Source organism: Rossellomorea aquimaris (genome assembly GCF_000935355.1).
GTDB classification, from domain to species: Bacteria; Bacillota; Bacilli; order Bacillales; family Bacillaceae_B; genus Rossellomorea; species Rossellomorea aquimaris_B.
In genome coordinates this window covers 113,506-138,189 of the sequence record NZ_JXZC01000009.1, presented here as the reverse complement: position 1 = coordinate 138,189, position 24,684 = coordinate 113,506, and the positions used below count along the sequence as shown (strand labels likewise).

Genomic DNA, 24,684 nt, shown 5'->3' with positions numbered 1-24,684 from the left:
CACTTATCCTAATAATAATTTTTCCAACCTATTTTCCCATGTTGTTTCAAGTGGAGCGGCAGCAGTGTAAGGCTGACTCTTGAAATCCTTAAGGGAATAACCGCATTGATCGCAACAGAAGCCATTCTCCTTATGAAGCACTTCGTCGAAATAATCAAGGAGTTTCTCTCTTCTGCAAGAACTGGTCTGCATCCACTCGATCATGTAAAGCAGTTTGTCCTTCTTGTATTGTAAACGATTGTTCCGTATTTGTTTCATTTTTTCTATTAATCTACCATCACTAAGTGTCTGCCCTTTAGTCAGCTCATCTGTATAATAAGTAAGGAATCGATACTGAACCTCTGATAGTTGCAATAGATCGACTATCTCTTTTATTTGACCCTGTCTGCCTCCCCTTACATATCCTTGTATTTGTGTGTCTTCAGGTAATTCACTCTGAATAAGCTGAAGAGGTATTGAGAGGTCTTGTTCAGAGTATAACACGACAGACACACTACTTTCTCCATCACGTCCCGCTCTTCCAATTTCTTGTAAAAACGCTTCTATACTTGAGGAGAAATGAAAATGAATGACAAATCGAATATTTTCTTTATTTACACCCATTCCAAAGGCTGAGGTGGCACATATGATCCTTAGCTTGTTGGAAAGAAATTGCTGCTGAATTAAAATCCGATCCTCCTGCTCCATCCCACCATGATAATGGGCGACACCAGTCACACCTTTCTCCCCAAGCCATAAAGAAACGTCTTCTGCCATTCGTTTACTTGAGAAATAAATAATTCCCGATCCATCCCATGTTGTAACGCATTCTAAAAGGGCATCCAGCTTTTCGCTATGATTCGTGACCTTCTCTATAAACAACCCTATATTTTCACGATCCACCGAGTAGACTTTTTCTACTGCTTCATCCATTTGAAGTACTTCCCTGATGTCCTTCCTTACTTCTTCAGTAGCAGTGGCCGTCAACGCCAATGTGGTTGGATTACCAAGCTTGTCTTTTAGTTCCCCAAGCTTCAAATAATCCGGCCTGAAATCAGGTCCCCATTGAGAAATACAATGGGCTTCATCCGTGACGAACAGTGATATATCTAACTTTTGAAGGGATGAGATGATACCGGGGTTCATGAGCATTTCGGGTGATATGAAGATGTATTTGTATAGATGTAATTGTTCAAGAGCCGCTCTTCTCTCCATATACGGTAAAAATGAATTCAGCGCGATTACCCTTTTTTCTCCCATGACTTTCATCTGCTCCACTTGATCCTGCATTAATGACAGAAGGGGAGATACGATTAATACTTGTCCCCCCAATAGGTATCCGGGTAATTGATAGCACAGAGACTTACCGGTTCCTGTAGGGAGCATCGCAATCGTATCTCGTTGATCCAGGACGGATTGAATGATTTCCTCTTGTCCTTCTCTAAAGGTAGAATAGCCAAATCTCTTTTTAAGCTCTTCCTGCAACTTCACCGTTCTCACCTGCCTTCGCGATCGTTACTCGAATTTGAAAATATGATAAATGAGGAAGCTTTTCTTTGATGGGTTTCAGCCTTTTGGTTTGCGTTTCTTTCATCACCATCAATACATTCTGATATTCCTCTTGAGAAATAAAAGGCTCAATGTCGAACTCTTTCTGGGTTAAAATTAATTCGATCACATGATCTTCAATGGTATTAATTTTTAATTCACGTATACGTGAGATTTCTTCAATTGTATGTCCTCTTTGATACAATTCATATGTTTTGCTTGTAGAAATGGTCAGATTTTGTTGTTGATCACTTTTTAAGCTAATGGAAAATAATATAGGATAAGTAGAACATTCCTTTTCTACTATTGATAACATACCATGTATTAAATTAAGGAATTGAAAACGGAATTCCTCTTGATGCATATTTAACTTCTCCGCAACCTGCAGTTCTGTCCATCCATAATCCTTGTATCCCGTTAAGCGGAAAACAAAAATGGTGGGATCCAAGGTTTGGGATAGCATAGTTAACAGGCTGTGCAATTCCTTATATAGAGCGGAAGATAAATTTTCGATATTAGGGTTCGCTTTTAGACAGCCCTTCACCCAATCCTGGATATTTTTGTTGCGTTGTACAGGGAAATAGAGCGTTTCCTGCTGCTTCCCGTTTGAAATTACTTGGATAAGGAGGCTTAATTTCCTCCAAAATAAAATCGTTTGATCACCGTATACGAGACCGTTCATATTAGAAGGAAAAGCGTCACCTTGAAAAGCTCCTTTAACAGCGACAGCACCTTCAGGAGTGACAATCGCTCTTCCACCTTCATCGACAATGATATATCCTTCTTTCTCTAGTTCCTTTACCTTTTGATTAAAATATGCTCGTTTAAGCTTTGGTAAAGAAAGAAAAAATGGATGTAAATAAAAGAGATGCGCGTCCTGAATCGACTGAGAAGACTTTTTTCCTTTTAAGATATGAAAAACAGAATAAATCGATCGCTCTCCATTTATTTGCATAAAGCAATATAAAATCACATAATTAAGATAGGTCAATTCTCTACTCCTTAACATGTAGGTTATTGTCAAATATTGTACCATGAATTTGTTCTATAACCATGTTTTGTTTCTTATATATAGGATAAAAATAAAAAGAAGAGCACCTAACTATTGAAATGTTATACAATCCTCTATAAAATAAACATTAAGTGATTTTTCACAAATTTACATTGTGTATAATGATGAATTATATAGAATTATTTATTCGGGAGGTTTTTTCTTTGCCAAAATATACGATCGTTGACAAGGATACATGCATTGCATGTGGAGCATGTGGGGCTGCTGCACCAGATATTTACGACTATGATGACGAAGGTATCGCATTTGTAACATTAGACGATAACCAAGGAACGGTTGAAGTTCCTGACGTATTAGAAGATGATATGATTGATGCATTCGAAGGTTGTCCTACTGATTCCATTAAGGTAGCTGACGAGCCATTTGATGGGGATGCACTTAAGTTTGAATAGTAATCACAGAAGCTAAGGAGAAACTCTCCTTAGCTTTTTCTTTTTACGGTGATAACCTTAGAAAGAAAAACCCCTCAATGAAATTGAGGGGTTTAGGATTTATATTAGCTTTATGCCGCTTTGTTCAGGGCTGCCTGCCTTGATAGCCAGCCTTGAAGGCGGACAAATAGCAAGATGAATACCGTTGTTACTAAAATTCCTTTTAGAATGTTGAATGGGACAATTCCTGTAATGATAATTTCAGCTGGTAGCTCAAAATTCATAAAGTATTTATAAGCAGGCAGGAACACAAAGTAATTTAGGATTCCCATGCTTATACTCATGATCAAAGTACCTGTGATGAGACCAATCAACAGTCCTTTTTTAGATTGAAAACGTGAATAAATATAATATGTCGGTAGAATTAAAAGTACTCCCGCCATAAAATTGGCTACATGACCTATTGGAACGCCGGTATCGCTTCCTGTCATAATGTAGTCAATCACATTTTTAAATAATTCAATTAGTATCCCTGCCAGCGGACCTAATGTCACAGTCGCAATTAAAGCGGGCACGTCACTAAAATCTACCATTAGAAACTTTGGAAATGGTGGAATCGGGAAGTTGAACAGCATTAACACATAGGATATGGCACTTAACATACCAACCGTTATAAACATGCGCGTATTCATTTTTCTCATAAACCTCTCTCCTTTAGGAGATTCATCTCATTTCGAAGATAGCTCTAGCCAAAGGTAGCATTAAAAAACCCCTAGATACGTGTATCTAGGAGAATGATAAGGCATACCCGAATAAACGTCTAGCTTCCCATTTTCTAAACGTTTTGGCATAAACCCTCATCTTCTCCCATCCAGACTATACTGTCGGCTTTGGAATCGCACCAAATCCTGCCCCAAAAGGCTCGCGGGCTTAGAAACAAATGTTTCATCACCGCCGGTAGGGAATTTCACCCTGCCCCGAAGACGAATCTTTATTTTTTTATACATTTCCATTATACATAAGGAGAGGGATTATGTGAAGGAAAAAGTTCGAATTCGAAATAAATGTGACTGACCTTGATTTTATCAGTCTTACCCAACTATTATTGGAGCTTTAAAACTTGTTGTGGGTAGATAGGCGTCTTAAGATCCAGCCCGTTCCAAGCCACCAATTCATTCACATCAATCCCTTGTGCAACTGAAATAGAGTATAAAGTGTCTCCTTGTTTCACTACATACTTACTCCCAGCAGCTGATTGAGGAATGGCTAAGGACTGATTAACCACCAAATTGGTATCATTTAACCCATTGGCACTTTTAATATCCTCTACAGATATATTGTACTGCTGAGAAATCCCCCAGAGGGTCTCTCCTTTATGTACGATATGATTTACCTTTCTCTCATTCGATTGATCTAATTCTCCAGAACTTACATCCTGGGTCATTTCAGGTGTTCCAGAAACACCCACTGCCTGAAAAGGATCTTTCTCATGAGCAAACACAAGCTGTCCAACTTCACCTTGTCCAAAAACCATATAGGGATCGATTGCATTCACCTTATCAATCGTCCATTCCCCCCTGTGCACTTCAAAATGCAAGTGGGCTCCTGTCGACCTGCCTGTATTTCCTAAACTTCCAAGCTGTTCACCTTGAACCACCTTTTGATTTTCTTCTACAAGCCTGTTTTCAAGATGAGCATACACGGTTTCGTATCCGTTTTCGTGCCTTATAAATACCACATGACCGTAGCTTTTTGAAAGATATGATTTAGTGACTTTACCTTTCGCTACTGAATAGACAGGAGAACCAATATCTCCTCCTATGTCCATACCTTTATGTGTACCTGACCTTGTCCCATACGAGTCGGTTATCACACCTTCAACTGGAAATGTCCAGGATACCGTTTCCTCCGCAATTTCATTCATCTCTGCCTTCGCTATCTTTCCAGTAAAGAACATAATGCTCACACACAACGCTAACAGAAATACGATCAATAACCTTCTCACATAATCCAAAATCATGCTTGTCCTCCTTAGCCATTTAACGCAATACCTTTTTTTCTTCCCGACTGACGCGCCACTTCCGCTACCTTTTCATGTATTAACCCATTCTTACCTTCTCACCTTCATTTCATGCACTCCCCACTATATGTATATGCCCCATTCAATATTCATAAGAGATGAGATAATTTTCCTTTGAGTAGTTTGTCTAAGTTTGAGATAAATATACAATCAAAAGCGGAGGCGGCTCGTTCAGCCCCGACAAGCATAAGATGAATTGGTCGGGAAGGCGCCCTTTGCCTTCCTGGCCAATTTAGCTTATGACCTCGAGGGGCTAGCCGCCGGAGCTGGATGACAACCAAAAGCGGAGGCGGCTTGGTCAGAGGCGACAAGCATAAGACGGACATGCCGGAAAGGCGTTCTTTGCCTTTTTGGCATGTTTGACTTATGACCTCGAGCCTCTAGCCGCCGGAGCCCGACATAAAAAAAGACTGGAACGGATTCCTCTCCGCTTCCAGTCTTTCTGTGATACCTAATTTTTGAACGTTTTCTTATTTGGGCTGATAGGAGTCTCAATGGGTTCTTTGAACATGAATCCATTCCAGCTTTCCTGTTTAATGTTTTCAAATTGAACTTTTTCGTACCCTGAGCTTTTGCTTGTCAGTAAAATGCCTTCAATCATTTCCATGGCTGTTTCATTGTCTAATGTTTCTATGTCCAGTTCATTTAAGAAATTGATGGTCAGATATTCATCTGAATCTGTCACACTGATATTGATGTTTTTCGGAATCACACTTTGGAAAAGGCTCGTTTCTGGGCTTTTCATTGCCTGAATGGACTCTTTGACATTTCCTCTATTGATATTATCCGGTACAAGGAAGCGTTCTCTACCATCGGGTGAATATAGATAATATGCCGTATGAACCTCTTCCTTTAGATTGACTTTTGAGAAATCCCCGGTAGAACTGAATTGGGGAACTGACCCATCTTGTTCTTGAAGAACGACTTCGTTTAAATCCTGATGTTGAAATGAGTAAAGCAGCGAATGATAAAATGCGTATTCCACCGAACTACTTCCACTATAAGAATGATCGGCATCCAAAGTGAAAATGACTTTGCTGTCTCCAAGGGTGAAGTTTCCTTTTAGGGGAAGAAAGTCTTCCATTCCCCAGCTTCCTTCAGGTAACTCACCTGCAATTTCTTCATGACGGGTCAACCAGCCTTCTTCCCCTTCTGCCGGGGAATCGACAATTGAAATAGGAACAGGCACCGCTTCCGGTGAAACGAGTCCATAAGAATAGTAGTCCTGCCCTTCCAAGTCTTCTTCATATAAAGATAATCTTTCTGCCGAAGTTGGTTGAAGGTCTTTTTCAGTCTCAGTCATATTAAGCCCGCTATTATCCTTTTCTTCTATCATTTCTCCTTTATCGTTGTCATAGATCATATCTGATTTGTCATCTGATTTGGCCAAGGAATCTTGTACTGAATTCGTTGCTGAATCACCACCTGAAGATTCCGTTGATTTCATCTCTGATTTTTCCATACTGTTTTCATTGAATTGATTTAATACGGTTGGAGCAAGCATGACCATGATGAAGATGGCTGCCAGCGCCGCGACTGTTGGAATAAGACGGTTAACAGCAATAAACGTCTTTTTGTTCTGACGTTCTATTTTTGCATATATCGTTTGAGGAGTTCGATCATCATTGATTTGAGGAAGTTTTTTGACGAGGTCCTCTATATCACGATCTTTCCATTCTGACTGCTTCAATGTCTCTTTCCTCCTTTTGTAACCGTTGATTCATTTCAATTCTTAACCATTTAATGGCTCTATGCTGGGTCGTTTTTACTTTACTTTCCGTCCAGCCTAAAACTTCAGATGTTTCAGCAATGGAAAGTTCTTGTAAGTATCTCATAATAATAACCATTCGATAATCCGTCGAACACATTTTCAAACATTCGTACAATACTTGAATTTCTTCCTTCGCAACGGCGATTTCTTCCGGGAGTGCCGCGTCGTCTGTCACATCATTCCGACTCCAATCGAACTTATCCAATATTCGATTCTTCCAATTCTTTTGTTTTCTGAAATGGTCGATGGCTACATTTTTTGCAATCGAAAAAAGCCACGTTCTTTCGGAACTTTTGCCTTCAAAACGCTCATGTGATTTAAGCACCCGGATATATACTTCCTGCACCAGATCTTCAGCCTGCTGCCTATTCTGTACCATGTATATTAGAAATTGAAATACATCTTGATGATAATCAGAGTATAATTTCTCAAAAACGGAGTCCACTTATTCCCCTCCCCGTCAATTTATTAGTCGTTATTTCTGTAAAAAAGTTACACACTATCAATATAGTATTTATCAGATAAAAAGGAAAGACTTATATTCACTGGAGTTTTCCTTCAAATAAAAAGTCAACAGGGTACTCCTCCCCCTGTTGACTTCTTCTGTCATCCCTACTTATTTTCATCACTTTTTCAACAACGTTTTCTACGAGCAGCCTAAAAATAAAGAATGTTTCCCATGTAACAAGAAAAATCGTCAAGTTTCTATGGATACCATCGATTCTTGGCTAAATAGGAAGAAAGAAAGTGAAGGTTGTCCCTTGATCGACTTTACTTTGCACTTGGATATGACCTTTATGGGACTCTATGATGTTCTTAGCGATCGCTAATCCAAGTCCTGTGCCCGACTTCCCTCTTGTTCTGGCTTTATCCGCTTTATAGAAGCGTTCAAATACGAAAGGAAGATCTTCTTCAGGAATTCCTGAACCTGTGTCTTTTACGTTAAACAGATAACCTCCCTTGCTTTCCGTCAGGGACACGGTTACCTCTCCGTCTGTAGGGGTATGTCTTAAAGCATTATCAATAAGATTGGTTAAAACCTGTTCGATCCGGTCCGGGTCCATATGAATTTCATTTTTAATCCCTACATCACTTTCAAAGAAAATAGAGACCTTTTTTTCTTTGGCCAGTCCAATAAATTTATTCGTCACTCTTTCGGTGAAAGGCATGACAGCTATTACGTCTTTATTAAGAGTGATATGTCCTGCTTCCATACGGGCCAAATCCAGAAGATCATTGACCAAACGACCCATGCGCAATGATTCATCATAAATAATTCGGGCTATTTCTTTCTTTTCTTCTTCTGTTTCAGCAATATCATCAACGATCGCTTCACTATATCCTTGAAGCATGGAGATTGGCGTACGAAGTTCATGAGAGACATTTGCAATAAAGTCTTTCCGGAGCTTATCCAATCTTCTCTCTTCTGTCATATCGCGGACGACCGCCACTGCTCCCCGGATGTTGTTGTTGTTGTATAGGGGACTGATAATCACCACATACGAACGTCCTTGCAGACTCAGTTCACCGGTCTGCTCCATTTCTGTCACGACCACGCTCTGTAATAATTCTTTTACAGTAGTAGGGATGGCTTCCTCACTGCTTTCGCTTTGCTCATAATACCAATGCTGCAGGAATCGATCCGCCGGCGGATTGGTAATTAAGATCGTGCCGTCCCGATTAAAGGTGATGACGCCATCAGCCATACTGCTTAAAATTGAGGAGAGCTGCTCTTTCTCCTGGCTCAGTGCGTTAATGTGAAACTTCAACTGCCTGCCCATCTGGTTAAACCCTGTTGCAAGTTCACCGATTTCATCCTTCGTCAAAATCGGAACCTTTGTATCAAATTTACCCTTTGCTACCTCAAAGGCTGCTTCCCGCATTTTCCTTAGAGGTGCCGTAATACGAGTGGAAAGGAAGAAAGCGAAAATGGTGGTTAAGATAATGGCAATCCCGGCAGCAAGCAAAATCAGTTTCGTTGTTTGACGGGTAGTATCTTTAATCACACCAAGAGACTGATAGAGATACACAGCTCCATCTTCTTCATCGATATGCAAAGGCGTCCCGACAATAATGACGTTTTCATATCGGTTCGATGACAATTCCGAGGATAATTCAATCTCTTTCTTAACGGTAATTTCTTTTGTTTTCGCAGATTGAAGTTGTTCATCCTCTGAAATATAGTCGTGAATAGTCTTTTGAAATACTGTAGAATCCTGGGAATAAAGTGACTCATCTTGGTCTAAGGAGATAATGATATTAACCGGATCATCAATAATTTCCTTTCCCAGCTCCATCCCCAGCTCCAGGTCTTTATGATTCTCAATGACTCTCGCCACTTTTTCTGCCGTTTGGGTTAATTCTTTTTCGACCACATCGACGTGATAGTTTTGAAAGAATTCCAGTAAAAGAATCGTAAGGATAAATAACACAAAGGAAACCAAGAGCAGAATCGTCAGCCATAGCTTTCCTACTACACTACGCCACAGCCTCATTCATTCGTTACCTCGAATTTGTAGCCTACCCCCCATACGGTGACAATCATTTTTGCAGCCATCTCAGAAACTTTATTCAGTTTTTCTCTTAATCGCTTCACATGAGTATCAACTGTGCGCAAGTCTCCGAAAAATTCGTAATGCCATACTTCCTTGAGCAGGTGTTCACGGTCAAACACTTTGTCTGGAGCTTTGGCAAGGAAATATAACAATTCGTATTCCTTCGGTGTCAGATTCACATCTTTTCCATCAGCCGTTACCCGGTGGGCATCATTATCGATGGTAAGATGAGGATACACAATCAAATCCTTCGTCTTCGCATCTGTTTGAATAAAGCTCGTCTTTGAAGAACGTCTTAATAGCGCTTTCACCCTTAGTACTACTTCGCGAGGTGAAAAAGGTTTCACTATGTAGTCGTCGGTTCCAACTTCGAACCCTTGCACCCTATTCACTTCCTCTCCTTTAGCAGTAAGCATGATCACCGGGGTCGCCTTCTTTTCACGGAGGTGCTTACACACTTCGATCCCGTCCATACCTGGCATCATGATGTCCAATAAGATACAGTCGTAATTATTTTCTAATGCCAATGCTAACGCTTCTTCACCATTTTCAGCTTCATCAATCTCATAGTTTTCTCTTTCAAGATACATTTTTAATAATCTACGAATCCGGTCTTCATCATCTACAACTAAAATTCGAATGTTTTCCTCCATGGGTAGATCCCCCTTTTGTCTAATTAAACCATATTATCCTATATTTTATATGAAAAAAGAAGCTGACTCAAAGAGAATATCACTCTCGTTATAGTCAGCTCCCTCCCGTTCAGCACTTAAGCGTATGAATGCAGTCCTGCGATAATAAGGTTAACGGCCACAAGGTTGAACAGTATAATGGCAACCCCGATGACGGCTAACCATGCAGATTTCTCACCGTGCCACCCTTTAGATAAGCGTAGATGCAGAAAGGCTGCATAGAATAAGAATGTAATTAATGCCCACACTTCTTTGGGATCCCAACCCCAGAATCGTGTCCAGGCAATTTGCGCCCAGATCATGGCGAAGATAAGCCCTCCCAGTGTAAAGACCGGAAAGCCGATTAATACCGAGCGGTAACCGATTTCGTCCATCAGGTCCAGATTCACATTTTTAACCAAAGGCTGTAATTTCGCAGCTATTCGCTTTCTGAAGATTAAACGCAATAGAAGATAAATTCCTGTCCCAATCAAAAACGACCAAATAACGGTATTAAGTTTCTTAGCGTTAATAAGGGCGGGCATTTCAACCAGTGGCTTCATTACGTTGTCGGTTAATAATTGGCCTTCATTGGGCCCGACAAGAGCCGGGAGTGTGTACTCAGAAATCGCTTCGGCCCCTTCTTGATTGACATATTGAAAGTTCGCTTCGTAATCCCCCAGGGTAAAGGCAGTTGATGCCACAATAAACCCTAATACGACAACTAGAGAATACATGACGGTTTCAAGCCAAAACGATTGCTTGCTCCCTTTTGTATGCTGTACTGATTTCAATAAATAGATTAACCCTGCCACAAAACTGATGGATAAAATCGCTTCTCCTGCTGAAACAGTTGTGACATGAATTTTCAACCAATCACTTTGAAGAGCAGGAATCAATGGACTAATGTCTTTAGGGAACATGCTGGCATAGGCGATCACCAATAGTGCAAACGGCAATGCAATGACACCCAGTATCGTTGTCTTATACATAAAGTAAAGAATGATAAAGGCTCCTACAAGCGTCATTCCGAAAAAGGTTGTGAATTCAAATAAATTACTTACTGGAGCGTGTCCTGCTGCTCCCCATCTTAAAAAGAAGTAACCTAATTGAGAGACAAATCCGATAAGGGTCAAAACAATTCCAATCAAGCCCCATTTTTGCTGATTCGTTTCAGTTGTGTTTTTTTGGCGGATACTGCCTCCAAAAAACAACGTAGCAATCAAATACATGATGAAGGATACATAGAGTAAATTACTACTCCACTCTGCCATTGTTGTCGTTGACATCCTCATTCCTCCTTACTTCGTCTTTTTGTTGTTGATCTTCAGGCTCCTGAATTCCGGTACCTTCCAAAACGAAGTTGATTTCATTTTTTAATCCATGCCAGTTTTTATTCGTATGACCGGCTACGATGACTCCATCTTCAGTTCGCCTGATCCAGATTCTTCGGTGGTGCCAATAAGCTCCTTGTACGACACCTATCATAAAGATAGCTCCACCGACGGCCAATATCCAAAGAGTGAGATCCTTATGAACGGTTAAAGCAGATACATCTCTTGTCTCAACACCCGCAAATGACAATTTATAGTCATTGTCACCAAGGGGTTCCAGGTTTTGCTGGATTCCTACAAAGCTCACTTCACCATCGGGTTTTTCAGGTGAGAACAATTTGAAAAGGAATGCAGGATTATTCGGTAAAGGAGACTTGGTTTGCGGCTCTCCTTGTTCATTAAATCCAGAGAAATCAGGATAATATCCCATTAACTCTACTTTATAACCTTCTTCAAATGAGTAGGTATCTTGAGGATCGAATAGATCGACGGTGAATTTACCGAAGCTTTCCCCGGTCCCTTTATTATCAAATGTAAAGGACATTGATTTAAATTCATCCAACTTGTAGCTTGTTTGGTATACGGCAAAGTTTCCAAATTTCAAAGGGTGATTTACTCTGATTGAATCCTCTTTTTCCACTTCCCGGTCAGCCGTTTGTCCTGGAAGTTTATCTCCGGATTCTTTATAGAGTACCACGTCAGACTGGAAATTCTTTGCGATGGTCCCATTCTTATCAATGGCTTCCCCAAATACTTCTTTGTCCTTGTCTTTATCGTATGTCTCTAACGTAAACCCTTTATTTTCTAAGTAATATTCTTGTTTCGTACCAGGAACGGCTCTCGTTTCACCTTCACGGATCCACACGGTTTCATCAATATACATTCCGGGAACGAACCTTAGCATGCCCCCGAATAAGAAAATGATAAGACCGATATGATTCACATAGGGTCCCCATCTGGAAAAACGATTTTTCTCTGCAAGGATGTTGCCGTCCTCTTCACGGATTTTATATTTTTTTTGTGTTAATTTTTCTTTTGTTTTGCTTATAGAGTCATTGATTTCTACCATTTCTGTTTTCCCATAGATTCGTTGACGCTTCAGGAAACCAACATGTCTGGAAACGCGTTGATTCTTGAGGGCACGATAGAGGGGAATCACCCGGTCCAGACTGCAAATCACGAGGGAAACTCCAATCGATGCGATTAATAGTAGATACCACCATGAACTATATAAATCATGGAAACCTAACGTGTAATATAACTCTCCAAAAAAGCCGTATACATCTTCATAGTACTCATTTGCCGGCTGTCCATTCGGAATATATTGTTCCTGAGGCAAAATTGTGCCGACTGCAGAGGCGATAAGTGTGATGACAATTAACCATACGCCAACTTTTACAGATGAAAAGAAATTCCAAATCTTATCGACAATCGATTTATTATATGTTTGGGAACGCCTTGCACTACCTTCATAACGCATGTCATGTAGCTTCTCGTTCTTCGCTTCATCCGTTAAAGCCCGTCCACAGGATTCGCAGAGAACAGTACCATTCGGGTTTACATGACCGCATTCACATTTGATCTCTTTCATGTTAAAACTCCTTATTTCAAGTTAAACTGCTGAGCTAAGGCTTAACGCTCTCTAAATCTTCAATGATATCTTCTTCTGACATCGTACCAGTAATGATTTTTTCAATTTCACCTTGAGGGTTGATGAGGAATGTAGTCGGTAAAGGATCTATACCGTACGCGTTTTGAACTTCCTCTTCTTTGTCTACTAAAATAGGGAACTCCAACCCGTGTTTAGACACGAATCGATTGATAAGGAAATCTGATTCTCCCACATTAACAGCCAATATCTGTACACCTTGGTCTTTATATTTCTTATATTGATTGTTCATATATGGCATCTCTCTTTCACATGGTTTACACCATGTTCCCCAGAAATTCAGGAATACCCCTTGGCCCTCATAGTCGGACAAACGATGTTTATTCCCTTCCATATCTTCTAGTACAAAGTCAGGCGCTTGGTCACCCACCTTTAACTGCCCTCTTTCATCCTTCGTAAAGTTTGCATACAGGGTATATGCCACCGCAGAAGTAAGTACAATGAGAATAATTGTCCGGATGAGTAATCTGCGTTTTTTCTTATTCATGTACGTGTGCCTCCCATATTGAAATCGTTCTCAAGAATGGAAAAGTTTTTTCTCTCTTTACAGTAGCAAAGGGCCTGACATCATAAGAATTCACTTATGAGATCAGTCCCTGCCATAATGTAATATCCATTCCTTCATAATAAGCAGGGAAATGTCCCTGGGATTTCAGGGTAAAATTCCTTTCCCATTATATCATTTATCTCTTTAGAGATAGTGTAAATTATATGAAGGATATGTGACACTTTCCAACCTATTCTTTATCGGATACTTCCTGTTTCAGCCAGTGTTCTCAGCTGTTTCACTTCATGTGGAGTAAGTTCTCTTCCTTCTCCTGCGTTCAAGCCATGAAGAGTCAGGAATGCGTATCTTTCCCGTTTCAGCTTTTGAACCGGATACCCAAGCGCTTCGAACATCCTGCGCACTTGACGGTTCCTGCCCTCATGAATGGTAATTTCGACGATGGATTTCCCTTGTTTCTTATCGATGCTTAACACTTTCACTTTTGCTGGAGCCGTCATGCCGTCCTCCAGTTTAATCCCTTTTTCAAGCTCTCTTATTTTAAATTTAGGCGGGATGCCTTTTAATCTTGCTACGTATGTTTTTTCAATTTCGTTACTTGGATGCATCAGGGAGTTAGCGAACTCTCCATCATTGGTTAAAAGAAGAATACCTGACGTCTCATAGTCCAGTCTTCCTACAGGATAGATTCTTTCTTGTATTTCAGGGAAGAAGTCCGTTACAACTTGACGGTCTTTATCGTCAGTCACAGCTGAAATGACACTTCTTGGCTTGTAAAGCATATAGTATACTTTGTTTTCTCTCTCAATCTGAATCCCTGTGACTTCAACTCTATCGGAGTTAGAAACCTTTGTTCCTAGTTCTTTCACTACTACACCATTGACCTTTACTTTACCTTCTATTATTAATTGCTCAGCTTTTCGTCGAGACGCTACTCCACTATGAGCAATAACCTTTTGTAATCGTTCCACGGTATTTCACCTCATTTAATTTTCAATACATTTGTCTTCATGAATTATTACATAATCCAGGCAAAATAGAAAGGTATAAAGAAAAATCGACCTTTTCAGTCGATTTCTTTATACCTCATTGTTTCCTTTATTTATAGATGCCAACCCTTAAAACATGACCGTGACAATGAATATGGCAGCAACGATCCCTACGACATCTGCCAGTAATCCAACTTTAAGGGCGTCTCCCATTTTCCTGATGCCTACCGCTCCGAAGTACACGGTCAATACGTAAAGAGTCGTATCTGTACTACCCTGCAAGGTTGATGCAAGTCTGCCGATAAAGGAATCAGGCCCGTGGGTAGCGACAATATCACTCATCATACCCAGGGCCGCTGTTCCTGAAATCGGCCTGATGATGGCAAGCGGTACAATTTCTGGCGGAATACCAAGTGCAAGCAACCCAGGACGGATGAGGTTCACAAAGAACTCAAGAGCTCCCGATTCTCTAAAAATAGTAATTGCCACAAGCATTCCAATGAGAAAAGGAATGATCGATACGGCAATTTTAATTCCTTCTTTTCCCCCGTCTACAAACACTTCATACGTCGGTACCTTTTTAAGGGTGCCATAGATTAATATGAAGCCAATCATAATGGGGATTAACCATAATGAAATGGTGGATATCCATTGCATTTACTTCACCTCACGACGAGTACGTCTGTAATGAAAATAACGGTCAATCAGTATGGCTCCGATGGTCGATAGCATTGTGGCAATTAAGGTCGGTCCTACAATTTCAGTTGGAGAGGCTGAATCATATTTCATCCGGATCGCAATGACCGTTGTGGGAATGATGGTAAGACTTGACGTATTGATCGCTAGGAAAGTAATCATAGACCTGCTGGCATAGTCTTTTCCTCCGTTAAGCTCCTTCAATTGCTCCATTGCTTTGATCCCGAGCGGTGTTGCTGCGTTTCCAAGGCCAAACATATTGGCCATCATATTCGATAATATATATCCCATTGCAGGATGATTATCCGGCACTTCTGGAAACAACCTGGTTACAAAAGGTCTGAACAGCTTGGCCAGTTTATCCAGAAGTCCCGCTTCCTGAGCAATCCTCATGATTCCCAGCCAAAATACCAAAACGCTGACTAATCCTATACAGAGAGTGACGGCTTCATTGGCAGATGTGAAAATGGCTTCGTTTACCTCTTCCATTTTCCCATTTATTATGGCGAACACTAAACCGATGATGGTCATTCCGACCCAAATGAGATTAACCATGATCCCTGACTCCTATAAAGGACTCGAAGGAGTATGCCCAAAACTTCCACCAGCTTTTTTCTTTTTCAGTCCCGCCCGTTGTTTTAAAGAAAATGGGAAGAGTGTCTACTTCTTCGTCTTCTAAATACACGACAGCCTTCCCTACCACTTCAGGTACATTTTTATTCTTTAACCATTCCTCTTTAGGCTTTAACATTTTGTACTCTACCTTCACATCATCCACTTCATCATCTTGAAGGGTAAGGACAGATTCCCGTTTAAGATAGGCATGATCTTTGTATATTTCGTCTTCCATTTTAGCAATCGTACCTTTTTCCAGAACGATTCTATAATCAAATTGCTTAAACCCGTACTCAAACATTCCAATATGATCATTCCAATCATCGGGACCATTGAGTGTAACGGCAATGAGATTCTCTCCATCCTTGGAAGCTGTGGACACAAGCGTTCTTTTGGCTCGTTTTGTGTAACCCGTTTTCCCACCCGTACTGTGTTTATATAATTCTGTCAGTAATCTATTTTTGTTCTTCCACTTACGGTCCCATTTTTCTTCTGGATTTGGTGCAGTATGAACCTTGGTTCCTGCAATCTTTTTGTATAATTCGTTTTCCATTGAATATCTCGTTAGTACTGCCATATCATACGCAGTAGAATAGTGGTCCTCATGATCATCCAGACCATGGGGATTGGAAAAATGAGTATTTTCCATTCCGATTTCATTCGCCTTTTCATTCATCATATAAACAAATCCGTCCAGACTTCCTCCAACATATTCTGCGATGGCAACTGCTGCATCATTCCCGGACCTTAGCATAAGCCCGTACACCAGATCTTCCAGCTTGATCTTCTCCCCTGCTTTTAAGTAAAGGGAAGACCCCTCCGTACCCGCTGCATTCGAAGAGACCGTTACATCTTTATCCATCTTTCCGGACTCTACTGCCAGAATAGCGGTCATGATCTTTGTAATACTGGCAATTCGACTTTGACTGTGAGCATCCTTCTCATAAAGTATCCTCCCCGTCTCCTGATCCATTAAAATCGCCCTCTCTGAACTGACAGAAGGTGCCGCCTGAACTTCATTGGAAACGACTACAAACAATAAAGTTAAGATAAGGAAATAATATATGTAAAATTTCACTCTCTTTCGATTCACACCCATCTACTCCTTTGGTTCTAACGTGTTTGTACAAGTTTATGCAGGACAAGGGGTAATATGAATGAAAATCCGGAAATTCCAGCACAGTACACTTCAAAGGTCCACAAAAAAAACAGCTGAGTCTTTCAGCTGTTTCTCCCAAATTCTATTCTTTTGATTTCAGCCTTTGGTTTCGATACTCAATCTCGAATTCGATCAATTCCTCCCGCATGCTATGAAACTCTCCTTCCACACTTTTTAACAAGGAAGCGAAGCAGCCGGGAGGTTTTTGCCGAAACCGGATACAACTGGCCTGAAGAAAATTCTCTTCCGTTCGAATTTTTCTGTACGAAAGACCCATAAAAATAGGCAGGACCTCCTGTCATATAGCCGGGTTCCTGCCTATTCACTCTATTCACGTATGATTTTACCCTATTCTTTCGAATCCATCGTTTCCTGAAATTTCTCAAAGAATAAGTCCGCTTCATCCTGCATGAATTCATCCTCTATATTTTCAGGCAAGGGTGGAAGTTCATCTATTCTCTTTAGTCCAAAATAGTCCAGAAATTCTTTCGTCGTTCCAAACAGATAGGCACGACCCGTCCCTTCTGCCCTGCCGACTTCCTTGACCAGCCCTTTTGACGTCAGGGTCTGAATGGGACGCTCGGTTTTAACACCTCTGATTTGTTCAATCTCCATCCTGGTGATCGGCTGCTTATAAGCAACAATAGCCAGTGTTTCAAGAGCTGCTTGAGATAAGAAGCTTACATTTGGTGACTCGACCAATTTCTTCAAATAATCGGCGTTGCTTTTTTTTGTCACTAATTGAAAGGTATCAGCTATCTCAATCATATAAATACCCCGATTGGCATCCTTTTCATAATCCAGCTTTAACTCTTCAATCACTGCCATCGCTTCCTGCTCTCCGATCTCCAGAACGGAACAGACTTGCTTAAGTGAAAGACCTTCATCTCCTGCTGCAAACAATAAGCTTTCCAAAATCCCTTTCCAATTACCGCTATTCAACAAGCACTACCTCCTCTCCAGCTTCAACAAATATTTCTGTGAAGTTATTTTCTTGGTTGACAATGATTTGCTTCCTCTTCATTAATTCCAGCACAGCAAGGAAAGTAACGACAAGATGTTCTTTATTATCAGTTTGGAAAAGACTCGTAAATGATGTACGCTCTTTGATATTTCGTAAACTATGAAGAATGTCATTCATTCTTTTCTCAATGGATATTTCCTGTCTGGTAATTCTGGTTTGAACGGGTTTTTGCAACTTCTTGCGCCTCAATAATTTATGAAAAGCTCCTAACATATCATATAAAGACACTTGGACTTCACTATTCTTCAAATCCACTTCTTCCGTAAATTCCGAAAGATCACTTGGGGGCTTTGTATACACTTGTCCCCGTTCTTCCTCACGATGCTTCAGCTCATTTGCCGCTTCTTTGAATTTACGATACTCGATCAATCGTTCAACTAGTTCGTCACGTGGATCTTCTTCTTCAAATTCAATTTCATCGTTTAGAAGACCTTCATCATGTTTGGGTAGCAGCATTTTACTTTTAATGGCTAATAATGTCGCAGCCATCACTAAGTATTCACTGGCAACATCAAGCTGCAAATTCTTCATCGTATGTACATATAACATATATTGCTCAGTAATTTGAGCCATAGGAATATCATATATATCAATTTCCAACGAGTTAATCAGATGCAAAAGAAGATCTAATGGACCTTCAAAAGCGTCAATTTTCACATTGTATTCCACTTTATCACCAAATTTCTAATTACAGTCATTCCTGATAGCTACTTAATAGTATAGTAGATTGACCACTAATCTCCAATAGAAAGTTTTTGTATAGGATGGTTGTACCTGTCGTTTTAGCAAAGGTATAGAATGTGCTACACTTTAAATATTCAGACACTCAAAATATGAAAGGAGGCATCACATGGCATATCCTAAACCTTATTTAGAATTCTTAATGTATTTCCACGGAAATCGTGATTACTTCGAATGTCATGAAGTGTTAGAAGAATATTGGAAAGAAGTGGACCCCAAGAACCGTTCTTCCCACTGGGTAGGTTTAATCCAGATAGCTGTAGGTTTTTACCATTACAGAAGAGGGAATCTTTCCGGGGCAGCCCGAACATTTAAGAAAGCCATCCAAAACATTGAGATGAATCAGGAACAACTCACTCAATTAGGGATACATGCAGCTGAACTCCAGAACATGCTGGTTGATATCAGTCATGAACTAAGCATAAATCAGCCCTATAAAAGCATAAATATTCCCGTTATGGAGGCTTCCCTTATTAAACAAGTTCAATCACTATGTGAAGAAAATGGGTACTCATGGTGTTCTCCAAGTGATTTAACGAATAATGAGCTCATTCACCGCCATTCCCTACGTGACCGTACAGAAGTCATTTTGGAGCGGCAAAATGCATTAAAACGAAAAAAAAGAGGCTGACCACCTGCGAATCCTGGTGGCCCTCCTCTTTATTGTTCCTCGTCCTTTACTTCTTCTTCAATCTCATCACACTTTTCAAAGAATGAAGCAGTGTCTGAATTCGGCTTCACTACATACTCTGAATGCATGTCTCTAAGCTGCTTCACCATTGATTTCCCAATTCCTTCATGGCGATGGGATGGGTTTACGGATATATGCTGAATCTCTAATGTGGTATCTGTCTTCAAGACTCCAATCAAGCCTACTATGTCCTCTTCTTTCCATAAAAAGAGCTGCCAATTGTCTTCAGTTTCGTATTGCTTCATCGTCTGTTGAAGCTTTTTCAAATCCTTTTCATTTGGCATGAAAGATAATAATCCCATTGCGATCTTTTCAAACGCCTTTTTATACCGAATTAACATATTTACCCCTCGTTATGTTTTATGCCTAATCTATTTATTTCCTATTTTAGACAAAAACTAGAAATTTAATTGATATGAATGTTTATTTATCTTACTAAATTTACTTTTATTAATCAACTTTAACCAATCAATTTCCAGCCAGGAACATCCAGTAGATGACTCCCCACACTATGCCGGCTACTAATAAAAACAAAAACAATCCCCTATTGCTGATCTTCATAAATGACTCCTTTGTCTATACTATATTCACCTTTATATATCATTGTTATTGTATAGTAAAATCATTATTTGTTAAAGTATGTTATTCAGTATAAAAAAAAGTAGTCTTTAAGTACGATATACTTAAAGACTACTTTTCCGGCTTATTTAAACATTACATCAAGTGAAATCATATCCTCATACGTCTCTCTTTGCACTGCTAACCTCGCTTCTCCATTCTCGACAAACACGACAGCCGGACGGGGAATACGATTATAGTTATTCGCCATGGAATATCCATATGCACCTGTACAGAACACGGCAAGAATGTCACCAGCTTCCGATTCCGGAAGGGGTAAATCCCAGATCAACATATCTCCTGATTCACAGCACTTTCCAGCGATGGATACAGTTTCTTCCGGGTTTTGATCTGCTTTATTCGCAATCAGGGCTTCATATTTTGCCTTATAGAGAGCGGGTCTGATATTGTCACTCATTCCTCCATCAATCGCTAAGTACTTTCGGATGTTTGGCACTTCTTTTCGTGAGCCCAATTTATAAAGGCTGGTGCCTGCATCACCCACAAGGGAACGACCTGGTTCGATCCAGATTTGCGGCATTTCGAGATTGTACCTTATAACTTCCTGTTTTACTGCAGAAATCATTTCCTTCACATATAGAGCAGGCGGGAGCGGGTCATCATCCTTCGTATAACGGATACCAAATCCACCGCCTAAATTGATTACTTTAGGGTCAAAATCATAGTGTGTTCTCCACTCAGCTACCTTCTCAATAATTTTCTTGGCAGCAAGAATGAAGCCTGTTGTTTCGAATATTTGTGATCCAATATGACAATGCAACCCCAATAATTCAATCCCCTCGTGGCTCATCGCCTTTTTCATAGCTTCCTCGGCTTGACCATTCCCCAAATCGAATCCGAATTTGGAGTCCTCTTGTCCTGTTAAAATATAATCATGAGTATGGGCTTCAACCCCAGGCGTCACTCTTAACAAAACCTTTGTCATTTGTTCAGTTGAGAGTGAAATCTCATTCACAAGTTCCAATTCGTAAAAATTATCAACCACAATACAACCTATTTCGTTTTTAATGGCCATCATCAGTTCTTCCCTCGACTTATTGTTCCCATTAAAATGGATGCGTTCAGGAGGAAATTCTGCCTTTAATGCAGTGTATAACTCCCCTCCTGAAACCACATCCAGTGATAATCCCTCTTCTTTCATTAATTGAAAGACCGCGATACATGAAAATGCCTTACTGGCGTAGGCAACCTCTGCCTTCACTCCAAGGGAATCAAACGTCTCTTTAAATCCTCTTGCCCGTTCTCTGATAAGTGCTATGTCATAAACATAAAGGGGAGTACCATATTGTTCTGCTAACTTTGTGGTACTCACCCCGCCAATAGTAAGTTGACCGTTTTGTATTTCTGCTGATCCATGAAGATGCATGAAACGTCTCATTCCCCTCTTTAATGCTCTACTAATTAAACGTAATTTACCACAGAATGAGAGTTGTTGCAATATTTCTAAGATTTCGCAGGTTGCTTATACTTATTTCTCGGTTGCACAATGCTTGGTCTGATTTTTGCTCCCGGCATAGAGCGGCGAATCAGGATTTGCATGAATGCTTTAGGACTGAATGGCATTAGCGGCCATAGATATGGTGTATTCAACGATTTTATATTTGTAACGAATAAGATATAAAGGGTTGTACCCACCATCAGTCCAGGTATATGGAAGAAGGCAACTGCGATTAGAAGGAACAGTCTGGCCATCTTGTTCGCAGCACTCAGTTCATAACTTGGTGTAGCAAACGTACCAATCGATGCCACGGCTACATACAGAATGACTTCAGGTTGAAAAAGCCCTACATCAATGGCTATTTGTCCTATTAAGACAGCCGCTATCAGACCCATTGCAGTGGATAATGGGGTCGGGGTATGAATGGCTGCCACCCTGAACATTTCAACCCCGAAATCGGCTATGAACAACTGAACAATAACGGGAATATTCGTCTGTTCATTTGGTCCTACGAATTTAATAACCTCAGGCAAGAGGGATGGATCCAACACAAATAGATACCATAGCGGGAGTAAAAATAGCGAGGCTAATATCCCAAGGAATCTAGTCCATCTGACAAAGGTCCCGACAGCCGGTGACTGTCTATATTCCTCCGCATGCTGAAGGTGATGGAAATATGTCGTTGGTGTAATGATGACACTTGGTGAAGTATCGACAAATATAAGAACATGTCCCTCTAATAAGTGAGTGGCTGCGACGTCTGCTCTTTCTGTGTATCGAACAAGAGGATATGGATTATACCCTTGCTTCACAAGGAACTCTTCAACCGTTTTATCCGCCATCGTCAATCCGTCGATCTTAATACTTTTCAATTCTTTCTTGATGACTTCAATTAAGCTCGGATTTGCAACATCATTTATATAGGCAATGGAAATATCAGTTTTAGATCGTTCTCCGATACGAAATATTTCAAACCTCAATCGTGGATCCCGAATTCTTCTTCTTGTTAAAGCGGTATTAACGATAATATTCTCTACATATCCATCCCGGGAACCACGTACTACCTTTTCAGTATCAGGTTCTGAAGGCTGTCGCCCAGGATAGCTGCGTACATCAACAATGATTGCATCTTGGTAGCCTTCGACAAAGACTGCTATTAATCCTGATAGCACTTCATCAACTGCCTCTTCGATCGTTTTTACAGGCTCAACCGATTGATGAACTAGGCGATTATGTACAATTTCATATAATCGGCTCGTTGCACGCTCATGATCATTGATTTCAACAAGTTCCTCCACGATTTGAATAATATAGGAAGCATCAGTCAACCCGTTTATATAGTAGATGTGGACTCCTTTTTTCAAAATCATGAGTTTTCGTACACCTAAATCAAAGCTTTTGTTTAATCCTACATGATTCTTCATGTACTCTTCTATAACACCTAAATCTTTCGATATGGGTGTTTCTTTCGTTTTCTCAGGCATGATATCCGCTCCTTTCCAAGATAATTTCAACAGCCTTTTTCGTAATGGGTGAGCCTTGTGAGTAGTGATCCCTTTTAGCCATTTTGCCAATATCACCAATTCCGACAATGACGGGAACATCCAGCTCATCAAGGCAATAAACCGTATCACCCGTTAACCTTCCCAAATCCATTTCGGGTACACCAAATTTATCTACCCCATATGGAGTTAGTTCACCGAATTTATCAATGCACACATCCACTCTTGTCCATTCAGCCTGCCTGGTTTTACTTGCTACCGCAATGATTCCGAGGACCTCTATGCCAGGGTGGTTCGCAACATGCTTTAGAGCTCTTTCGCCTGCACCTTCTCCAATAAATCCACTATCATCAAACATCACAAAGACGGGGTCATTCTTTGCACTTCTGATTAATTTCACAATCTCTGGCCCTGATAATACAGAAGGATTTCCTTTTGAGCTCGAGATACATCGGCCTCCATACTCTTTGGCAACGCACTCTATTGCCCGCTTCGCATATTCATCTCCGTCTGTAATCAGGATCACTTTTCGTTTGTCATCCATATGAACCCCTGCCTCTTGCTGTTTATTGATGAACCAAGTAGAGCCAATGAAAAAGTGAGCCGGCTATTTTCCCAAACACAATCGCCATAATGAGAATGACGATTTGACCTTCTATCCCAATCCGCTTCGCCAAGATCGGGAAAACATTCAATACCTCTGTTAATGCAGCCGCCAATAGCCCTATGAACACTCCGCTCGCTAAACCGATGGGCATAAGAACGAATGGGGAAAAATGCAACGTATAATTATTTAAGCTGACAAATCCTCCAGCCAGTGCTCCTATAATGACAGCCAGTTCATAGTGATGAATCATTTTCATTGTTTTTGTTAATTGAGTCAACCTTGGGATGATTCCTAATACGGTTAAAAATGCTACAAAACCGGAACCAACGGCCAGTCCACCAGCAAAACCAATAAATACTGTGATCAATACACTAATGGTCATCTAATTTTTTCTGACTTTCTTTATTCTCATGCATGATGACATACTGATCTAAATCCTGCTGGTAATTAAACATTTCAACTTCTAGTGGACTCGGCTCTTCATTAAGTCTCTTTCTGAACACATGGTTGAAAAATAAGATCATCCCAAGACCTAAACCGAATGAATAGGGAACTTGGAACAGTAGAGGATGAGGATCCTCTTCACCTGTCACGAAATGATACAGCCTTTGATGAACTTCCCTCATGCTTACATCTTCATGGAAATTCATAATTGCCAGGGCCGCACCGATGAATAATAGTAACCAAACGCCAATGAAGAGAGGAAGAGAGATTTTCTTTTTCTCATAGATCACTTCAATAATACTTTGTGTGGGTCCTATCGTTTGAATATCAAGATCCGAGAAGTTTTTGCATATGTCCCTTATCACCGTCATCACATCGACCACAATGATATTTTTATCAGATGGAGTCACTTGATGGATCGGGATTTGTCTTAATTCTTCTAAAATATTTTCAGGTGCTATGATTTGAGCAAGCTGACCAAGCTTGACCATACTCTCTTCCCTTACCTGCACTCGATGACGTAAGCGTATATACAGAATACCTTCCATGCAGTTCACTTCCTGAAAACATGATTTTCCCTTCGT

General features: G+C 40.4%; 26 protein-coding genes and 1 riboswitch. Of the genes, 2 read left to right on the top strand and 24 right to left on the bottom strand.

All coding sequences use genetic code 11. The features are described from left to right. Window positions 1–3: 3 nt before the first annotated feature. On the bottom strand, window positions 4–1,470 hold the full coding sequence (locus TV75_RS17750) for a RecQ family ATP-dependent DNA helicase (RefSeq protein WP_044340139.1): 1,467 nt from the start codon (window positions 1,468–1,470) through the stop codon (window positions 4–6). Then, entirely contained in the window at window positions 1,448–2,518 is a 1,071-nt protein-coding gene (locus TV75_RS17745; protein ID WP_052504607.1) for a helix-turn-helix domain-containing protein, read from the bottom strand. Before TV75_RS17745 ends, TV75_RS17750 begins: the two co-directional genes overlap by 23 nt. 224 nt (window positions 2,519–2,742) lie before the next feature. Here TV75_RS17745 and TV75_RS17740 point away from each other — a divergent pair, with 224 nt between their 5' ends. Then, the gene (locus tag TV75_RS17740) at window positions 2,743–2,991 is read left to right on the top strand and encodes a ferredoxin (protein WP_032087848.1); all 249 of its coding nucleotides are present in this window, start codon (window positions 2,743–2,745) and stop codon (window positions 2,989–2,991) included. A 110-nt stretch (window positions 2,992–3,101) separates the two neighbouring features. Here the strand turns inward: TV75_RS17740 and TV75_RS17735 are convergent, their stop codons facing one another. The 16 genes from TV75_RS17735 to TV75_RS17660 all read right to left on the bottom strand — a co-directional run bounded on the left by TV75_RS17735 (window position 3,102) and on the right by TV75_RS17660 (window position 18,707). Next, the gene (locus tag TV75_RS17735; protein ID WP_044340138.1) at window positions 3,102–3,671 is read right to left on the bottom strand and encodes an ECF transporter S component; all 570 of its coding nucleotides are present in this window, start codon (window positions 3,669–3,671) and stop codon (window positions 3,102–3,104) included. 154 nt (window positions 3,672–3,825) lie between these two features. Next, window positions 3,826–3,959: riboswitch (FMN riboswitch) on the bottom strand. A gap of 113 nt (window positions 3,960–4,072) precedes the next feature. Continuing rightward, the gene (locus TV75_RS17730; protein WP_052504606.1) at window positions 4,073–4,990 is read right to left on the bottom strand and encodes a peptidoglycan DD-metalloendopeptidase family protein; all 918 of its coding nucleotides are present in this window, start codon (window positions 4,988–4,990) and stop codon (window positions 4,073–4,075) included. Window positions 4,991–5,501: 511 nt separating this feature from the next. After that, a complete protein-coding gene (locus TV75_RS17725) occupies window positions 5,502–6,740 on the bottom strand; it encodes a hypothetical protein (protein ID WP_044340137.1) in 1,239 nt (412 codons plus the stop codon). Next, window positions 6,712–7,266 (bottom strand): RNA polymerase sigma factor SigX, encoded by a 555-nt coding sequence (gene sigX / locus TV75_RS17720; protein ID WP_044340136.1) that lies wholly within the window; start codon window positions 7,264–7,266, stop codon window positions 6,712–6,714. The genes TV75_RS17725 and sigX overlap by 29 nt, the downstream gene beginning before the upstream one ends. Before the next feature lie 283 nt (window positions 7,267–7,549). After that, window positions 7,550–9,316 (bottom strand): ATP-binding protein, encoded by a 1,767-nt coding sequence (locus TV75_RS17715; protein WP_044340135.1) that lies wholly within the window; start codon window positions 9,314–9,316, stop codon window positions 7,550–7,552. Then, window positions 9,313–10,029, bottom strand: a complete 717-nt coding sequence (locus tag TV75_RS17710; protein WP_044340134.1) for a response regulator transcription factor — start codon at window positions 10,027–10,029, stop codon at window positions 9,313–9,315. Before TV75_RS17710 ends, TV75_RS17715 begins: the two co-directional genes overlap by 4 nt. 116 nt (window positions 10,030–10,145) lie before the next feature. Further along, complete coding sequence (gene ccsB, locus TV75_RS17705) at window positions 10,146–11,321, bottom strand: c-type cytochrome biogenesis protein CcsB (protein WP_044340159.1); 1,176 nt, start codon at window positions 11,319–11,321, stop codon at window positions 10,146–10,148. After that, window positions 11,305–12,972, bottom strand: coding sequence for a cytochrome c biogenesis protein ResB (gene resB / locus TV75_RS17700; protein ID WP_044340133.1), 1,668 nt, complete (start codon window positions 12,970–12,972; stop codon window positions 11,305–11,307). Before resB ends, ccsB begins: the two co-directional genes overlap by 17 nt. 34 nt (window positions 12,973–13,006) lie before the next feature. Beyond that, complete coding sequence (gene resA / locus TV75_RS17695) at window positions 13,007–13,537, bottom strand: thiol-disulfide oxidoreductase ResA (RefSeq protein WP_044340132.1); 531 nt, start codon at window positions 13,535–13,537, stop codon at window positions 13,007–13,009. Between the two features lie 257 nt (window positions 13,538–13,794). After that, complete coding sequence (locus TV75_RS17690; protein WP_044340131.1) at window positions 13,795–14,526, bottom strand: pseudouridine synthase; 732 nt, start codon at window positions 14,524–14,526, stop codon at window positions 13,795–13,797. Between the two features lie 147 nt (window positions 14,527–14,673). After that, entirely contained in the window at window positions 14,674–15,201 is a 528-nt protein-coding gene (locus tag TV75_RS17685) for a spore maturation protein (protein WP_044340130.1), read from the bottom strand. Further along, window positions 15,202–15,795: a nucleoside recognition domain-containing protein gene (locus TV75_RS17680; RefSeq protein WP_044340129.1), complete on the bottom strand. Its 594-nt coding sequence runs from the start codon at window positions 15,793–15,795 to the stop codon at window positions 15,202–15,204. Beyond that, window positions 15,788–16,954, bottom strand: a complete 1,167-nt coding sequence (locus TV75_RS17675; RefSeq protein ID WP_044340128.1) for a D-alanyl-D-alanine carboxypeptidase family protein — start codon at window positions 16,952–16,954, stop codon at window positions 15,788–15,790. Before TV75_RS17675 ends, TV75_RS17680 begins: the two co-directional genes overlap by 8 nt. A 142-nt stretch (window positions 16,955–17,096) precedes the next feature. Next, on the bottom strand, window positions 17,097–17,291 hold the full coding sequence (locus TV75_RS22610) for a DUF3907 family protein (RefSeq protein WP_044340127.1): 195 nt from the start codon (window positions 17,289–17,291) through the stop codon (window positions 17,097–17,099). Between the two features lie 71 nt (window positions 17,292–17,362). Beyond that, on the bottom strand, window positions 17,363–17,956 hold the full coding sequence (scpB, locus tag TV75_RS17665; protein WP_044340158.1) for an SMC-Scp complex subunit ScpB: 594 nt from the start codon (window positions 17,954–17,956) through the stop codon (window positions 17,363–17,365). Next, on the bottom strand, window positions 17,949–18,707 hold the full coding sequence (locus tag TV75_RS17660; protein ID WP_044340126.1) for a segregation/condensation protein A: 759 nt from the start codon (window positions 18,705–18,707) through the stop codon (window positions 17,949–17,951). Before TV75_RS17660 ends, scpB begins: the two co-directional genes overlap by 8 nt. A 181-nt stretch (window positions 18,708–18,888) precedes the next feature. Here TV75_RS17660 and TV75_RS17655 point away from each other — a divergent pair, with 181 nt between their 5' ends. Continuing rightward, entirely contained in the window at window positions 18,889–19,410 is a 522-nt protein-coding gene (locus tag TV75_RS17655; protein ID WP_044340125.1) for a DUF309 domain-containing protein, read from the top strand. Between the two features lie 29 nt (window positions 19,411–19,439). Here the strand turns inward: TV75_RS17655 and TV75_RS17650 are convergent, their stop codons facing one another. The 6 genes from TV75_RS17650 to TV75_RS17625 all read right to left on the bottom strand — a co-directional run bounded on the left by TV75_RS17650 (window position 19,440) and on the right by TV75_RS17625 (window position 24,648). Continuing rightward, entirely contained in the window at window positions 19,440–19,811 is a 372-nt protein-coding gene (locus tag TV75_RS17650) for a GNAT family N-acetyltransferase (protein WP_044340124.1), read from the bottom strand. 362 nt (window positions 19,812–20,173) lie between these two features. Continuing rightward, window positions 20,174–21,475, bottom strand: a complete 1,302-nt coding sequence (gene lysA / locus TV75_RS17645) for a diaminopimelate decarboxylase (protein ID WP_044340123.1) — start codon at window positions 21,473–21,475, stop codon at window positions 20,174–20,176. Window positions 21,476–21,552: 77 nt separating this feature from the next. Next, on the bottom strand, window positions 21,553–23,031 hold the full coding sequence (locus tag TV75_RS17640; RefSeq protein ID WP_044340122.1) for a spore germination protein: 1,479 nt from the start codon (window positions 23,029–23,031) through the stop codon (window positions 21,553–21,555). After that, window positions 23,024–23,593 carry a stage V sporulation protein AE gene (locus TV75_RS17635; RefSeq protein WP_044340121.1) on the bottom strand — a complete coding sequence of 190 codons (570 nt, stop codon included), beginning with the start codon at window positions 23,591–23,593 and terminating at the stop codon, window positions 23,024–23,026. Before TV75_RS17635 ends, TV75_RS17640 begins: the two co-directional genes overlap by 8 nt. A 22-nt stretch (window positions 23,594–23,615) precedes the next feature. Continuing rightward, window positions 23,616–24,038: a stage V sporulation protein AB gene (locus TV75_RS17630; protein WP_044340120.1), complete on the bottom strand. Its 423-nt coding sequence runs from the start codon at window positions 24,036–24,038 to the stop codon at window positions 23,616–23,618. Continuing rightward, window positions 24,028–24,648: a stage V sporulation protein AA gene (locus tag TV75_RS17625; protein ID WP_044340119.1), complete on the bottom strand. Its 621-nt coding sequence runs from the start codon at window positions 24,646–24,648 to the stop codon at window positions 24,028–24,030. Before TV75_RS17625 ends, TV75_RS17630 begins: the two co-directional genes overlap by 11 nt. Window positions 24,649–24,684: the final 36 nt, after the last annotated feature.